The organism is Romboutsia lituseburensis (assembly GCF_024723825.1).
GTDB classification, from domain to species: domain Bacteria; phylum Bacillota; class Clostridia; order Peptostreptococcales; family Peptostreptococcaceae; genus Romboutsia_F; species Romboutsia_F lituseburensis_A.
Genome location: NZ_JANQBQ010000001.1, coordinates 1,057,800 through 1,073,798, shown reverse-complemented (window position 1 = coordinate 1,073,798; position 15,999 = coordinate 1,057,800). Strand labels below are relative to the sequence as shown.

At 24.4% G+C, this 15,999-nt stretch carries 10 protein-coding genes; 8 read left to right on the top strand and 2 right to left on the bottom strand.

Annotated elements, in window-relative coordinates; translation table 11 throughout:
- Positions 1 to 61 precede the first annotated feature (61 nt).
- The 5 genes from NWE74_RS05285 to NWE74_RS05265 all read left to right on the top strand — a co-directional run bounded on the left by NWE74_RS05285 (position 62) and on the right by NWE74_RS05265 (position 4,393).
- Positions 62 to 562: a hypothetical protein gene (locus tag NWE74_RS05285; RefSeq protein ID WP_258242189.1), complete on the top strand. Its 501-nt coding sequence runs from the start codon at positions 62 to 64 to the stop codon at positions 560 to 562.
- Between the two features lie 126 nt (positions 563 to 688).
- Positions 689 to 1,639 carry an alpha/beta hydrolase gene (locus NWE74_RS05280; protein WP_258242188.1) on the top strand — a complete coding sequence of 317 codons (951 nt, stop codon included), beginning with the start codon at positions 689 to 691 and terminating at the stop codon, positions 1,637 to 1,639.
- Between the two features lie 419 nt (positions 1,640 to 2,058).
- Entirely contained in the window at positions 2,059 to 2,238 is a 180-nt protein-coding gene (locus tag NWE74_RS05275) for a hypothetical protein (RefSeq protein ID WP_258242187.1), read from the top strand.
- 39 nt (positions 2,239 to 2,277) lie between these two features.
- Complete coding sequence (locus tag NWE74_RS05270; RefSeq protein WP_258242186.1) at positions 2,278 to 2,415, top strand: hypothetical protein; 138 nt, start codon at positions 2,278 to 2,280, stop codon at positions 2,413 to 2,415.
- 565 nt (positions 2,416 to 2,980) lie between these two features.
- Entirely contained in the window at positions 2,981 to 4,393 is a 1,413-nt protein-coding gene (locus tag NWE74_RS05265; RefSeq protein ID WP_258242185.1) for a cation:dicarboxylate symporter family transporter, read from the top strand.
- 37 nt (positions 4,394 to 4,430) lie between these two features.
- Here the strand turns inward: NWE74_RS05265 and NWE74_RS05260 are convergent, their stop codons facing one another.
- Complete coding sequence (locus NWE74_RS05260; protein ID WP_258242184.1) at positions 4,431 to 5,150, bottom strand: glycosyltransferase; 720 nt, start codon at positions 5,148 to 5,150, stop codon at positions 4,431 to 4,433.
- Positions 5,151 to 5,157: 7 nt separating this feature from the next.
- Complete coding sequence (locus NWE74_RS05255) at positions 5,158 to 7,206, bottom strand: leucine-rich repeat domain-containing protein (protein ID WP_258242183.1); 2,049 nt, start codon at positions 7,204 to 7,206, stop codon at positions 5,158 to 5,160.
- Positions 7,207 to 7,430: 224 nt separating this feature from the next.
- Here NWE74_RS05255 and NWE74_RS05250 point away from each other — a divergent pair, with 224 nt between their 5' ends.
- The 3 genes from NWE74_RS05250 (at position 7,431) to NWE74_RS05240 (ending at position 15,923) form a co-directional block, all read left to right on the top strand.
- On the top strand, positions 7,431 to 9,074 hold the full coding sequence (locus tag NWE74_RS05250) for a CgeB family protein (RefSeq protein ID WP_258242182.1): 1,644 nt from the start codon (positions 7,431 to 7,433) through the stop codon (positions 9,072 to 9,074).
- Between the two features lie 128 nt (positions 9,075 to 9,202).
- Complete coding sequence (locus tag NWE74_RS05245) at positions 9,203 to 10,471, top strand: nucleotide sugar dehydrogenase (RefSeq protein ID WP_258242181.1); 1,269 nt, start codon at positions 9,203 to 9,205, stop codon at positions 10,469 to 10,471.
- Positions 10,461 to 15,923, top strand: a complete 5,463-nt coding sequence (locus NWE74_RS05240) for a glycosyltransferase (RefSeq protein WP_258242180.1) — start codon at positions 10,461 to 10,463, stop codon at positions 15,921 to 15,923. Before NWE74_RS05245 ends, NWE74_RS05240 begins: the two co-directional genes overlap by 11 nt.
- Positions 15,924 to 15,999: the final 76 nt, after the last annotated feature.

Genomic DNA, 15,999 nt, shown 5'->3' with positions numbered 1-15,999 from the left:
TTTTATGTTTAGTGAATAAAATTTAAAGAGTATTATTTATTATACATAAGGGGTAAAGTTTATGACTGAAAAGGTTAGAAAGAAAAAAGTAAAAGTTCGATCTAGACAATCATCGCAAGAATCGTCTACAATCGCTAATAATGGAAATTCTAATAACGATAACTCTTTGAAAAATTCTTCTAACTGTGATTCAAATAAAGCTACAAGTAACTCTAATAATAATCTTAATATAGGTTTAGAAAATTTATCTTATGCAGATTATGTCTTGTTAGCTTCACTAGCTGCATTTTCTATAGGTGATGATTTAAGTGATAATGATTTAGATTTACTGATTGTATTTTTTAGTATGATGTCTTCTGATTTAGCTCTAATAAGAACTAAAAGAGGAGTAGCACAAAGAAATCTAGCTGTAAAACAAGCTACTACACAAAATAATCAAAATGGGGCTGAAAATGCAGCAATAGAATCAACTACAACAGGAGGAGAAGAAAGTCTAATAGCTGATTTAAGTAGAACAAAAAAAGTAAAAACTAAGAAATGTATAAAGAAAAAGAGGAAATAGTTTATGATTATATAAATTGTTTTCTCTTTAATTTTACAATTAAATAATTAGAAAAATGACTATTAAAAAGTAGGTTAGTTTGATATAATTAGAGAAATTATAAGATTAGTTGGGAGCGTAGATAAAATGAAATGTGAGAAATTTTATTTTAAAGGCAGTGATAATCTAGATATACATGTATATAAATGGCAACCTAAAAGTATAAATCCTATAGGATGTATACAAATAGCTCATGGCATGTCTGAAACTGCAATAAGATATGAATATTTTGCTAAAATATTAACTGAAAATGGATACATAGTTTATATAAATGATCATAGAGGGCATGGAAAAACAGCAAAAGATATAGAAAACGTAGGATATTTAGCTGATAAAGATGGATTTACTTATTTAGTAGATGATATGAGTATTCTTACAGACATAATAAAACAAGAAAATAAACATTTACCAATATATTTATTTGGACATAGTATGGGATCTTTTGCAAGTCAAAGATACATAATGAAATACTCTGATAAAATAGATGGTCTTATATTATCTGGATCTAATGGAAAGCATGGGTTTATATTAAATATAGCTCAAAAGATAATTAAATATGAAATAAATAAGAATGGAAGAAAACATAGAAGTAAAATGTTAGATAATTTAATTTTTGGAGGAAATAATAAAGGATTTAAATATCCTAGAACTGACTTTGATTGGTTAAGTAGAGATGAAAAAGAAGTTGATAAATATATAGGAGATCCTTTTTGTGGAGTTTTATTTACATGTGGATTCTTTGAAGACTTTGTAAAAGGTTTAAAAGAATTAGAAGATAAGGAAAATATAAAGAAGATACCACTAGATTTACCTATACATATAATGTCAGGAGATAAAGACCCTGTAGGTAAAAATGGAAAAGGTGTATTAAGATTGGAAAAGCAGTATAAAAACCTAAGAGTAAAGAATGTAAGCTGTAAATTATACAAAGATGGAAGGCATGAAATGCTAAATGAAATAAATAAAGATGAAGTAATAAAAGACGTATTAAGTTGGTTAAATAAAATAAATAAATTAGAAGAGGAGATAAATAGATAGGAAGTATAGCAGACGATGAGTTTATTCATGTATATCTTAAAGAGAGAGTATTTGACGCTAAACTAACTATAAACGTAAATAACGATGGAAAAGAGATTAAATTAAAACTTAAATCAGATTTAGATAAAAAATTATTACACATACAATATAACAAATCAAAAAGATGGCGAAGAATTTGAAAAAATAGTTTTAAAATTAACAGAAAAGTATTCTTTAGGAGAGGATAGAAAATCAGCTTCTAGCTTAGCATTATCTTATTATGCAGCTTTTAAGGAAGGATTTACATCTTCAGGGATAATGGTATTTATAGGTGTATTTTAGTAATAGGATTATTTTTTGTTAGATAAACTTTATATCCAGTAAAAGATATATCATAAATAAAGACTATTTCTAAAAAATATAATATTGATCCATACCTTTTGGCAGCAATGGGTCACTTTGAATCAAGATTTGATGATAAAGATTATGAGAAAAATACTAATAACGGTATATTAAGATTTAGTGATGAATCTTCAGTTAAATTAGCAAATGAATTAAAAATAAATAATTTTAAACCTAGTGGTTTAACTTATAATAAAACAAGCTTAAAGCTAGGGTAATACTATCTATCTAAATTTAAAGACCAAGGTTTAAGCAAAATGGTTCAAGAATGGAATGTAAGAAATGAATCAAATGATAAAATCGATAGAATAGCTTATGCTAAAGAATACTATGTTCCAAAGATTGAAAAAAATATAAAAATATTTAAAAATTTATATCCAGGATTAAATATATAGGTTTAATTTCTATAAATTAAAAAGTATAGGTTTAATAATCAATACTTTTTTTTGTTAGAGGCATTGAAAGTTCGAATTTAATATAAATATATAAGCTAAAATAGCCAAAAATGTATCTTATTTTAAAAATAAATAAAATGTTATTTATATATAATATAAAATTTAATAAATAAAGTTGTCAAAATTTACTAAATGATTAGTTTATTAACTAAAATAAAGTAAGAAAACGAATTTTCATCCTAAAAAACAAGTTAAAAGGTTTAATAACTTTATAAAATATAGAAAAAACTTAAAAAAACTAAAAAAAAATTAAAATAATATTGACATTAAAATGTTAATAATATATCATAGAAACTGTAAATAAAGTAAATTTTGAAAAAACAATAAAATAGTTAACTAAAAATGATATTTTAACAAAAAAATATATACTATATGGGGAATTTAAGCTAAAAATAATAATATTCTAATTAGTTAAAATATTATTTAACAAAGTTGTTTTTGAGAGTTTACTTGAGGGTAATTATATTAAGGATAAAATATTTTACATCATGGAGGAGAGTAAAGGATGGGAGAAAGTTCGTTTTTATCACAGTTTCTTATGATTACAGATATTAAAACGGTATTATTTATAGCTGTATTAATAGGAACATTTTTTATTGTCAAGCAATTTGAAAAGAAAAAAGTTGCGTTCTCAACAAGAACAATATATGCAACAGTAATAGGTCTTATATTAGGAGTTATAATACAATTTGTAGCTGGGCTTCCAGAAAATCCAGCAGAGATTACTTGGTTAAATGAGGTAAGTAAGTGGTATGGTTTATTTGGATATGGATTCATGGATTTATTAAAAATGTTAGTTGTTCCAATGGTATTTGTATCTATAATAAGAGTTATAATAAACATGAAAGAAGGAGACAATTTACAAGCTTTAACTTTCAGAACTCTTGGAATGTTACTTGGAACTACTGCATTAGCTGCTATAATAGGGATAGTAGTTGGTAATGTAATGAAATTAGGGGTTGGATTTGATGTAAGTGGGATAGAAGCTCCAGAAATGAAGGAAATAGTACCTTTAGTTGATACTATAAGAGGATTATTACCTGCAAATCCAGTTTTATCTATGGCTGAGGGTAACATAGTTGCAATAATAATATTTGCATCTTTCATAGGTATAGCTACAAATAGAATGAAGAAGAAATATATGGATGTTGTAACGCCTTTCATAGATTTAGTAGAAGCATTCTATAAGATAATAGTAAGCGTTGCTATGACTGTTATAAAGTTTATGCCATATGCAGTTGTTGCTTTACTTGCAAATACTATAACAGCTAGAGGATTATCTTCAATGCTAGCAGTTGTACAATTTGTTGCTGCACTTTATATAGCTACAGCTTTACTGTTTGTTGTTCACTTAATAATAATAACATTAAATGGATTAAATCCAATAACATATATAAAAAATGCTGCAGAACCTTTATTACTAGCATTTACATCTCGTTCAAGTTTAGGTACGTTACCTGTAACTATAGATAAACTTGTTAAAAATCAAGGTGTTGATGAAGGTGTAGCAAGTTTTAGTGCTAGTTTAGGTGCTAATATGGGTATGAATGGATGTGCTGGTATATATCCTGCATTAATGGCTATAACAATAGCTAACATGGCTGGTGTAGATAAAGATATAAGCTTCTATGTTATGTTATTAGTTGTTATAACTATAAGTTCATTAGGTATAGCTGGTCTTCCTGGTACTGCTACAATGGCAGTTTCAGTAGTTGTATCTGGTGTTGGTCTTGGGGCATACTTCCCATTAGCTGGTGGAATACTTGCAATAGATCCAATACTTGATATGGGTAGAACCATGATAAACGTAAATGGTGCTACTACAACAGCTATAACTGTTGGTAACTCACTTGGAAAGTTAGATAAAGAAGCTTTCGCAAAAGAAAATGTTGTGGTTAATGAAGAAAAAACTGCTTAAATAAGGTTTTAAATAGAAATGAGCTATCTCAGTAGAGCTAGCTCATTTTTTTATTTTCATCTACAATTTTAAAACAATCATAAAAAGAAACATTAGATTCTATAATTTTTGATGTTTTAATTAGAAATGGTATATTACTAGCAAAAGTATGTTCATTAGGATCTTTATGTTTGTATATGATATGGTTATATCTAGAAGATGAATATATTTTATAACCTAATTTTAAGCAGTCACTATTAAAGTATTTATCCTCTAAACAATTAACATCTTTAAATTTGACATCATCTAAGATTGATTTTTTGAAACATATAGTAGATCCTAAAACTGTAGTTACATAATCATTTTCTACTTTATTAACTTTTAATAGTAGCATATTATACATTGATAAGTAAACATATGCTTTTAATTTACCTACTATATCACAGTCATAATTTAAAAATTTACTTTCTGCTTCTTTTAAATAATAAGGACTATAATAATCGTCATCATCAAATTTACATATAATATTGTATTTTGATTTACTACAAGCATAATTTAGGCACATCCCAAGGGATATATTTTGAGATAATTTATATACTTGTATATTATTGTATAAATTTGTATAAAGATAGAAGTCTTTAATGCTGATAGAGTCGTTATTTATAACAACTATCAACTCTTTATTTGGAATTACTTGCCCTAAAAAGTTTTTAATTAAGCGAGAGATACAATTTTTCCTTTTAGTAATTGTAACAATCGAAAATCCATCAATATTCATATTGTAATTAATCTATTATAGGTGTAACAAGTAATAATGTAATCGTTCCTGTAAAATTATCATCAAAAGTAGAGAATGTTAAATCTGCAGGAGTAGTACTTGATACATTTTCCCATATTATAGACTGGCAATTGCAACTCTCTTCAGTATAGCATTTTCCAGGTTCAGATATAGTATCAATACAAGGATCATCTCCATTTAAGTCCTTTAGAAAATCTAGTTCTAACACAAATGTATAAGATGGTTCAGAAGAATCTATTTCTATAGGTGATATATTTCCATAATCTATGAGTTGGTCTTTAGCTATTACATTTATACTGTATTTTTCTAAATTAGATATATCATATATAGCATTTTTAGAGATTACTAAAGTTTTTAATGAACTTGGTATAGTAAGTTCAAGTAATTTTTCAGTAGTTAAATTAGTACTTGTTAAATCTAAAAACTCCAGATTAGGAATATTTCCTATTTTTGTAGGGTCTATAGGATTTCCCTCTATAGATAAAGTTTTTAAGCTAGTAAGTTGAGACAATGAAGTTAAATCTGAAATATTATTATTATCTAATTTTAATGAAGTTAAATTTCCTAGTGTTAATACACTTTCAGGTAGAGTGTTTAGATTATTACTACTTATATTTAATTGAGTTAGATTTCCAAGTAAAGATAAGTTTGAGAAATCTATAAGACCAGTACCAGCTATATTCAATGTATTTAAATTAGAAAAATTACCTATAGTATCTGGTAGGCTACAAATTAAATTATTAGCTAAACTTAAGCCAGTTAGTCCTATAAAGTTCGTTAAAGGTGTTATATCAAGGCATGCATTTTGAGTAAGGTCAAAGCTAAATAATGTAGTTGTTTCTAAACCGAAATCAATAGTTTTAAGTGAAGCAAAAAGATTAGTTAGTGATAAAAATGGAGTTAAATTCGTAAAATTATTATCTCTAGCTATTAAATTTTGTAAGCTAGTCAAATTATTAAGTTGATTGAAATTAGGATTTGTTTGAGCATTTGTATTAGATATATCTAAATCTATTAAAGATGTAAGATATTTAAATATATTATAGTCTAAGTTAGTAACGTTAGCATAATTTATTTCTGTTACAGAAGCTAGCTCAAGTACAGTAAAAATTGTATTATTTAAAGGTTTATTTAATTTTTTATTTAAAACAGCTAAAGTATCTTGATTTATGCTACTTAAGTTAACATCTGGAGCTAATGATAAAGTAATTTCTACTTCCAATTCATATAAATAATAATCTTCAAACTCACATGTAGGAGATACTTTTCCTCCTAAAGGAGAAACAACTGTTACTTCCACTAAAAATTGATTGGGTGTAAATTTAGGGACATTTTTATTGAAGCACATTTGAAACGGAGTTAAGAATAAAGCATCATTTTCAAGAGAATATATATCTAAATTATTGATATTAAATGGATCATTAATAGGTGGAGTTGTTGTAGGTTTTTGTTCATACAAGGCCACACTATAAGATACAAAAGGTTTAAAGTTTATTTCTTTGTATTCTAATATTATAGGCACAGATACTTTTTTACTTGAACAAGTGATATCAGTAGTATTAGACATATTTTTTATGCTTTCTGTTGTTTCTAAACTTTGGATTATAGGTAAATTAGGGTAGTAATATAAATCTGTGCTTTTTGGTACGGGATAGCTAAACTTTGATTTATCTACTTTAAATAATAAGTGTCTCTTTCCTGTTGTGTAATAATTACCTCTAGAGCCTAAAAGTCTAACACATGGTGTAGGTGTAGATTGAATTGTAACATCTGAATAAGAAACTGTGTTAGATAGATTTTCTTCAGATGAAACCTCATTGGATACCTCTTTTTCATTAGTAGGGGTATCTAGAAATTCATAATCTGGTATAGAACTTAGATTTAAATTATTTGTTTCGCTAATTTCATGATCATCATTAGCTGAGCTATTATCAATGGACAATAGTTTACTTTGCTTAATAGAATCAGATGAATCACATGTAAATAATGTTTTTATTTTTTTTAAAAAACTATTTTGATTAGCTATTTTTCTCACCTTCTTTTACAAAATTAATAAAGTTAACTAAAATTTGTCAACCTAGTAATATAATATGTTTTTTTTGAATAAAAGTGTTTAATTTATATAAATTGATAATGTAAATTATTTAATATTTATAATGTTAGTGGCATTTATAACTTAATTAACATAATATAATTAAGAAATACATGTAACCATTTAGAATGAATTTATTTAAAATATGTTAAAGAGGTAGGAATTTAATGAATAGAATTAATTCTGAATATAAGTTAAGTAAAGAACCTGATAAAAACATGAATAACAAAGAAATAAAAAAGATAGAAGAATTAAAAATAGCATGTATATTTGATCCATTTACAATGAGTTGTTATAAGGGAATATGTGAACTTATAATTTTAGATATAGATAAATATATAAACCAATTACAGATGAATAAGCCAGATATATTGTTAGTAGAGTCAGCATGGAGAGGAAATAACGGCATGTGGACTAATAAAATTTATACTAATAAAAGAGAAAATTTAAATGATTTAGAACGAGTAATAAGTTGGTGCAAAGAAAATAAAGTTCCAACCGTATTTTGGAATAAAGAAGATCCAGTTCATTATGAACAGTTTTTAAATACTTCTAGATTATTTGATTATATATTTACAACAGACGAAAACTCTATAATGAGATATAAACAAGATTTAAGTAATAATAATGTTTATATTTTACTGTTTGCAGCAAATCCTAAAATACACAATCCTATAAAATTACCTAATGAAAGAATAAATAAGGCTTGTTTTGCAGGAACATTTTATAAATATAAATATAAAGAAAGAAGAGATGACTTAAAAAAAATATTAGACATTGCTATAGAAAATATAGGTCTTGATATATATGATAGACATTACAATACATTAAATATAGGGTATAAATATACGGATGATTTTAAGCAATATATAAAAGGATATTTAGATGTAGATAAATTATATATTGCTAATAAAGGCTATAAAATAGGTATAAATGTTAATATTGTGAAAAATTCTCCTACTATGTTTTCAAGGCGTGTATTTGAATATCTTGCATGTGGAACACCTGTAATAAGTACTTATTCACTTGGTATAAAAAATATATTTAATGATTTGGCTGTAGCAAGCGATGACTTAACAGAATTAGATAGTGAATTTAAAAATTTACAAGATAATTATTACTATGATAAAAAGTCAATAAAGGGAATAAGAGAAGTATTAAATAATCATACATATGAAAAAAGACTATTATATATATTAGATAAAATAAATATAAAAATACCCAAGTACAAGAAAAAATTATATGTAATAAGTGTTGTAGATACAATGGATGAATTTTATATGATAAATAATATGTATAATAATCAAACGTATAAATACAAAAATATTTTATTTATAACAAGAAATAAAATATTACAAGTCAATGTTAATGAAGATATTAAAAAAAATATAATTGTACTTAACAATGAAAATAAAGAATTTAAAATTGATAACTTATCAAAGTTTAATTATATAGGTATTTTAAGACCTAATAATTATTATGGAAAGTATTACTTTGAAGATATGATAAATGCTACTTTATATACGGATTCTAATATTATAGGTAAAAAATCTTTTTTTAAATTTAATCAAAATCAACTCAATTTAGTAAATGAAGGTAAAGAATTTGAATATGTAGATAGTATAGATTTAGATAAATGTATACTTAAAACAGATACTATACAAAATCTAGGGTTGAATAAATTAATAGAAAATATACGTTTAAATAAAATAAAGTGTGCTGAAAGTGTGTATTTCTCCATAGATAAATATAACTTTATAGAAAATATTAAAGAATTTAAAGATAATATTTTTGATTATGTAGAAATTTAGACATATATATGTGTTAAATAAACTAAGAAGATAAAAGATAACATATATCACAAAATATAGATATAATTAGTATTATATAGTAGAAAAGTTAATTAGTGATAAAATTTCAGTGATGAAGGTGATTTATAATGACAGCAAAAATTTGTATAATAGGGCTTGGATATATAGGTTTACCAACAGCTGCAGTATTTGCAGACAATGGGTATAAAGTCATAGGTGTAGATATAAATAAAGAAATAGTAGACAATTTGAATAAAGGAAAAATTATTATCACAGAGCCTCATTTAGACAAATTAGTTAGGAGAGTGGTTGATAAAAAAAATCTTATAGGAGTATCAAAACCATGTGAAGCAGATGTATTTATAATTTGTGTTCCGACTCCTATAGGTGAGAATAAAAAAGCAGATTTAAAATATGTAATAGATGCAACCAGCTGTATATTACCTTATTTAAAAAAAGGATCAGTTGTTATACTAGAGTCAACATCCCCTGTAGGAACTACAAAAAATATTATAAAAAATATACTTAAAAAAAGTAACCTAGATATAGGCAAAGATGTATATTTGGGATATAGTCCGGAAAGAGTTTTACCAGGTAAAATAATCGAAGAACTTATCAATAATCATAGGGTTGTAGGAGGTATAAATGAAGTATCTGCTATTAAGATAAAGCAACTATACGAAACTTTTGTAAAGGGAGAAATATATATGACCGATACAGACACTGCAGAGTTAGTAAAGTTAATTGAGAATACTTTTAGAGATATAAATATAGCATTTGCAAATGAATTAGCTCAGATATGTGATAGTTTAGAAATAAATGTATGGGATGTAATAAAATATGCAAATAAGCATCCGCGTGTAAACATATTAAATCCTGGCCCAGGTGTAGGTGGACACTGTCTAGCTGTTGATCCATGGTTTATAGTAGAAAGCAGACCTGATTTGGCCAATTTGATAAAATTATCAAGAAATATTAATGACTATATGCCACAATACATGTTTAAATTAGTCAAAAGCCTGCTAAAAGACGATGAGGATAATAAAAAAATTACAATTTTAGGAGCAACATATAAACCTGATATAGATGACGTTAGAGAAAGCCCAATAACAAAGCTTATTAACTTATTAAAAGAAAATGATTATGAAGTTTGCGTATATGATCCATACGTTAATAATCTTGAAAATAAAGTAAAAAACTTAAATGTAGCAGTAAAAAATAGTAATTTACTAATTTTAGGCGTAGGACATAGTATATTTAAAAATATAGACTTTAAAGAATTGCTGAACTTAATGAATTCTAATATATTATTAGATACTATAAATTTTTTAAATAAAGAAGATATGATTAATATTGGTTTTAAATATGTATTGTTAGGTGATAAAAATGAATTTTAAGAAAATTTTCAACTTAATAAGTAACAAAAAAAATGATAGCCTATATTTGGATAATAATAAATCATATAAGAATTTAATAAATGTTGCATGTATATTAGATATATTTAGCTATCAGTGTTTTAAATATGAATGTAATTTAATTCCTTTAAGCCCTGATGATTGGAAACAGACTATAATAAAAGAAGAACCTTTGATATTATTAGTTGAATCATATTGGTTAGCCAACAATGGACAATGGGATATAACTAAAGTGAAGCAACAAAAACAGATAAAATTATTAGTAGAATTTTGCAAGTCACTAAATATTAAAACTGTATTTTGGAATAAAGAGGACCCTTATAGTTTTGATATGTATCTAAATTTAGCTAAAGAATTCGAGATAATATATACAACTGATATAGCATGTATAAAAAGATATAAAAGTATTGTTAATCATGAAAATGTATATTTATTACCTTTCGCAGCCCAGCCAGCTATTCATAATCCAATAGAAATTTATGATAATAGAAGTGATAAAATAAGTTTTGCAGGTAGTTATTATGGGGCTACATTTATAGAGAGACAACATCAATTTGAGATTATAGCAAGTATATGCAATGAATATGGTCTAGATATATATGACAGACATTTTGGAACAACAAATCCTTTACGAATGTTTCCTCAAAAATATAAAGATAATATAATAGGGAATCTAAAAGGGGAAGAAATTGTAAAGGCATATAAAGGATATAAATTTGGAATAAATTTAAACTCTATAAAAGGCTCTTATACGATGTTTGCAAGAAGAGTTATAGAACTTATGGCATCAAACACAGTAGTTATAAGTTCACCGTCTATAGGAATGGAAGAATTTTTTGGAGATTTAACTATTCATGATACAGATAATATAAAATCCAGTATAGATAAATTAAAAGAAGATGAAATATATTATAAAAAATACAGATTATTAGCATTAAGGAGAGTGTTAAAAGATCATACTTACGAAGATAGAATTAAAGATATAGTAGAAAAATCTTTGAATATAAAACTAAGTAATAAATTTAAAACAGTAGCTGTAGTAGCCTTTGTGGAAAATGAAGAAGAAATAAAAAAAATAGAGTATATGTTTAATAATCAATTATATATAAATAAAAATCTATATATAATTTGTAGATTTAATGTAAATAAAAGTAAAAAGCCGAATATATACGATATAAAAAGTATAGAGTATAAAAAAGTACAGGATTTAATAAAAGAAGAATATATAAGTTACATTAATACAAAAGACTTTTATGGACCATATTATTTAACTGATTTAATGTATGCTACATTATATGCTCCACAATGTGAAGCAATAGGAAAATCATCATACTATTTTTTAGAAGATAAATTGAAATTTAAGTCTAATAAGCAAGAGTATAAATATGTAAATGAATTGATGTATAGAAACTCTATAGTAAAATTATGTGTTATTAATAACAGAGTAGGAGATTTGTTTAATTTATTTAATAACGTTACTATAAGATATAATCATATGTTATCGATAGATTGCTTTAATTATTTATACAATGAAAATGATAAGCCTATAGATGAAAAATCATTAAATAAAATACTAGATATAAAAAATATAAATATAGGAAAAAATATAAATGAAATACAAAAAGACTATTATAGAAATATAATAGAAGATGAGAAAACATACAAACTAGATTTAAGCAAATTTATTTGCAAAAATATAGATATTAATTTAAAAAAATTTAAAGAAAGTGGGCTTATTATAAATAGCAATTTAGATCAATCAAAACATCAATATATAATATATAATTTACAAACTGATAATATAAGTAATATTCCCAAATTTAGTACTATAAAAGTGAGTTTTAATAAGGAATATACTATAACTGTATTAGGGGATAATGATGATAATCAAAATTCAGCTATATTTATAACTGCTTATTCTGATAAAAAAATGGAAAAATCATATGTTATACAATTAAACTCTAGTAAAGTATTAAGTTTTAGTAAAAAGATAAAAAAAATATTAGTAGCTGTAAGAATACAAGGAAGTGGAACTGTGATCATAGATGATATAATTATTAGAGAAAGTAGGAAGAATTATATAGAAGAAGGTAGAGGCGATTATTTAATACTTACAGATAATTATCCTTCAGATTTAGAAATATACAAAAATGGATTTGTACACCGAAGAGTAAAAAATTATATAAAAAATGGATTAAGTGTAGATATATTTGTATTTAATCCACATGAACAAAATAATTATTTACAATATGAATATGATGGTGTGATTGTCAGAAGGGGAGGAAAAGAACATCTAGCACAGCTTTTAGAAAATTCAACATACAAAAAAATATTAGTACATTTTCTTAGAGAAGATATGTATAATGTTATAAGTTTATTTAACAATATAGAAACTATAGTATGGATTCATGGTGCAGAAGTTAGACCTTGGTATAGACGATACTTTGAATATGAAGATAGTGTAAATTTAAAAGATATAATATTAAATAGTGATAGAAAAATGAATTTTATCAGAAAATTATTTACAAAAATACCTTTAAATATGCACCTGGTGTTTGTATCAGAAAATTTAAAAAATGAAGTAGAAAAAGATATAGGAATAAAAATTGATGAAAGTAAGTATTCAATAATTCATAATATTATTGATGAATCATTATTTTTATACAATTCAAAAACAAAGGATCAAAGAAAGAAAATTCTTAGTATAAGGCCTTATGATTCACAAATATATGCAAATGATTTAAGTGTTAAAGCAATTTTTGAATTATCTAAAAAAACATATTTCAATGAGTTAGAATTTTGCTTTTATGGAAGAGGAAAACTTTTTGAGCAGATTCTTAATCCACTTAGAATATTTGATAATGTAAAAATACATGAGACTTTCTTAAAACAAGAAGAAATAGCTAATATACACAAGGAATATGGAGTATTTTTGGTTCCAACACGTGGGGATACACAAGGTGTATCTAGAGATGAAGCTATGTCTAGTGGGTTGGTTCCAATAACGAATGATGTAGGAGCAATAAGAGAATTTGTAAATGAAGAATGTTCAATGATAGCACCTAAAGAGAGTTATATACAAATAGCAAATGCTATTGAATATTTATATCTAAATCCAGATGAATTCATAAAAAAATCAATAAATGCTACAAAACAAGTTAAAAATTTAAGTAGCACTAGTCATACAATATTAAAAGAAATAGAGTTAATACAAAAGCCAGTTAATAATCAATTTAAAGAAAAATACAAATTAGATTTACAAAACCTAATCTGTATACCAAATCATAAATTAGATATTACAAAAAATGATGATGGTAGTGTTAAAGTAAAGTCGATAATACCAGAAAATAAACATCAATATATATATTACAATATAAATGTTAAAGATAATGATGTTGTAAATTTTAATGCACCTCCACAATACAGTCCTATATTAATAGAATCTAATAAAGAATATTTATTTGAAAGCTTTGGTAGTAAAGCTGTTTATACGAGTATAGTTATTATAGCATACTCTAAAAATAAAAAAGAAAAACACTACTTTATTCCATTAAATTCTCATAAAATTATAAAATTTGATCTTAATATAGAAAAAATTATGATATGTATAAGAGTGGTAGGTAATCAAGAATTTAGTATAAAAGATATAACTATAAAAGAAAGGAAAAAAGAAATACAATCATTAAAAGAATATAAAGTTAATAATATCCCTTATATATCAATATTGATGACTTCATACAATGTAGAAAAATATATTGAACAGGCTATTAATTCTATTATAAATCAGAGTATTGGATTTCAAAATATAGAAATAATAATAATAGATGATGCTTCTACTGACAAAACAACACAAATCATAAAACGATATATGAATAAATATAGCCAAATAAGTCTCATAATAAATCCGCAAAATGAAAAATATCCAGGAAAATCTAAAAATAAAGCTTTAAATTTAGCAAGAGGAAAATATATTATGCTAGTTGACTCTGATGATATTTTAAGTATCCAAGCATGTATAAATTTATATAATTTAATGGAAATATATAAAAGTGACTATATTATAGGAAAATATAGTTATTTATATGATAAAGATAATAGAGTAGAGGCTGAACCTTTATTTGAAACTAAAAAATATAAAAGATCATATATAAACTTTAACTTAAATTATTTATATAATAATTCTTTAGAACAACATATTACATCCTGTGATATTATAAATCAACCAGGTACTTCATGTAATAAAATCTATAAAACGAGTTTTTTAAATAATAATAATGTAAGATATGTAGAAGATCAGATTATAGGAGAAGACTATATATTTAATCATCAGTGCCTATTAAAAGCATCAAAAATATCATACTTTCCAATAAATATATTTGAATATAGAAAAAGAAATACCATATTTAATAGATCTATAACACAAGAATTTAATACTCAAAGGATGGATGACTTGTTAAAACAAAAGCTAAGAACCTCTCAATTGTACAAATCAACACCATATCCATTTGATAAAATAACTAATAGTTATTTCTTAAATTCAATATACCCTAGAATAATAGATATAGAAAATTATACTGATAAAGAGAAAATATTAGAAAAAATAAAGGAATTTTTGAATTATTTTGATTTAAATGATCCAAGAATAAATGAAAATAGAAAAAATGTATTACAAAATGTACTAAAAAATGATATGAGTCATTTTAATACATTTATTGAAGAAGGCTTTTCAGTTATATCCCCAACTATTAGAAAAAATTGTATAGACAATATAATTAGAAATTTTATAAACCAAGATTATAGTAAAAAAGAATTAATTATTGTTGTAAACAAAGATAACATTAATATTGAATATATTCAAGAAAAAATTAAGAAATATATAAATATAAGAGTATATAAATTGCCAGAAAGTTATACACTAGGAGAATGCTTGAATTTTGGGGTAGAAAAATCTAAATATAAATTTATAGCTAAATTTGATGATGATGATCACTATTCTAAATATTATTTATCTGAAGTATATAATAATTTAAAAAAAACTAAATGTGACATTATAGGTAAATCTAAAATATATTATTATCTTGACGAATTTAAAGAACTAAGAATATTAAAAGATGGTGTTGTAAATAAGGATATAAAAAAAGTTGCTGGTGCAACTATATGTTTTAAAAAAGAAGTATTTGACCAAGTAAAATTTTATAATATAAATATAAATGAAGATGGTGTTTTTTTAGCTGAATGTATTAAAAAAGGTTTCAATATATATGCTACATCATCAAAAAACTTTATAGCATTTAGAAGTAATAGTCTAGATAATCATACATGGAAAATAGAATTAGAAAAAATTTTAGATATGACTATACCATATAAAAATAACATCAGTTTTGAACAATGTTTTAATTTAGTAGAACTTAAATCAACTGAAAGTGGATATTAAACAGAATATTAAAGTTAAAGAATGAATTTTATAGTTTAAAAATTGAAATATGCTAATTAAATGATTAGTAAAAATT

What these genes read in the sequence shown, in the direction of transcription:
- NWE74_RS05285 (WP_258242189.1), top strand. Translation starts at nt 62, where the DNA reads ATGACTGAAAAGGTTAGAAAGAAAAAAGTAAAAGTTCGATCTAGACAA.
- NWE74_RS05280 (WP_258242188.1), top strand. Translation starts at nt 689, where the DNA reads ATGAAATGTGAGAAATTTTATTTTAAAGGCAGTGATAATCTAGATATA.
- NWE74_RS05270 (WP_258242186.1), top strand. Translation starts at nt 2,278, where the DNA reads ATGGTTCAAGAATGGAATGTAAGAAATGAATCAAATGATAAAATCGAT.
- NWE74_RS05265 (WP_258242185.1), top strand. Translation starts at nt 2,981, where the DNA reads ATGGGAGAAAGTTCGTTTTTATCACAGTTTCTTATGATTACAGATATT.
- NWE74_RS05260 (WP_258242184.1), bottom strand. Translation starts at nt 5,150, where the DNA reads ATGAATATTGATGGATTTTCGATTGTTACAATTACTAAAAGGAAAAAT.
- NWE74_RS05250 (WP_258242182.1), top strand. Translation starts at nt 7,431, where the DNA reads ATGAATAGAATTAATTCTGAATATAAGTTAAGTAAAGAACCTGATAAA.
- NWE74_RS05245 (WP_258242181.1), top strand. Translation starts at nt 9,203, where the DNA reads ATGACAGCAAAAATTTGTATAATAGGGCTTGGATATATAGGTTTACCA.
- NWE74_RS05240 (WP_258242180.1), top strand. Translation starts at nt 10,461, where the DNA reads ATGAATTTTAAGAAAATTTTCAACTTAATAAGTAACAAAAAAAATGAT.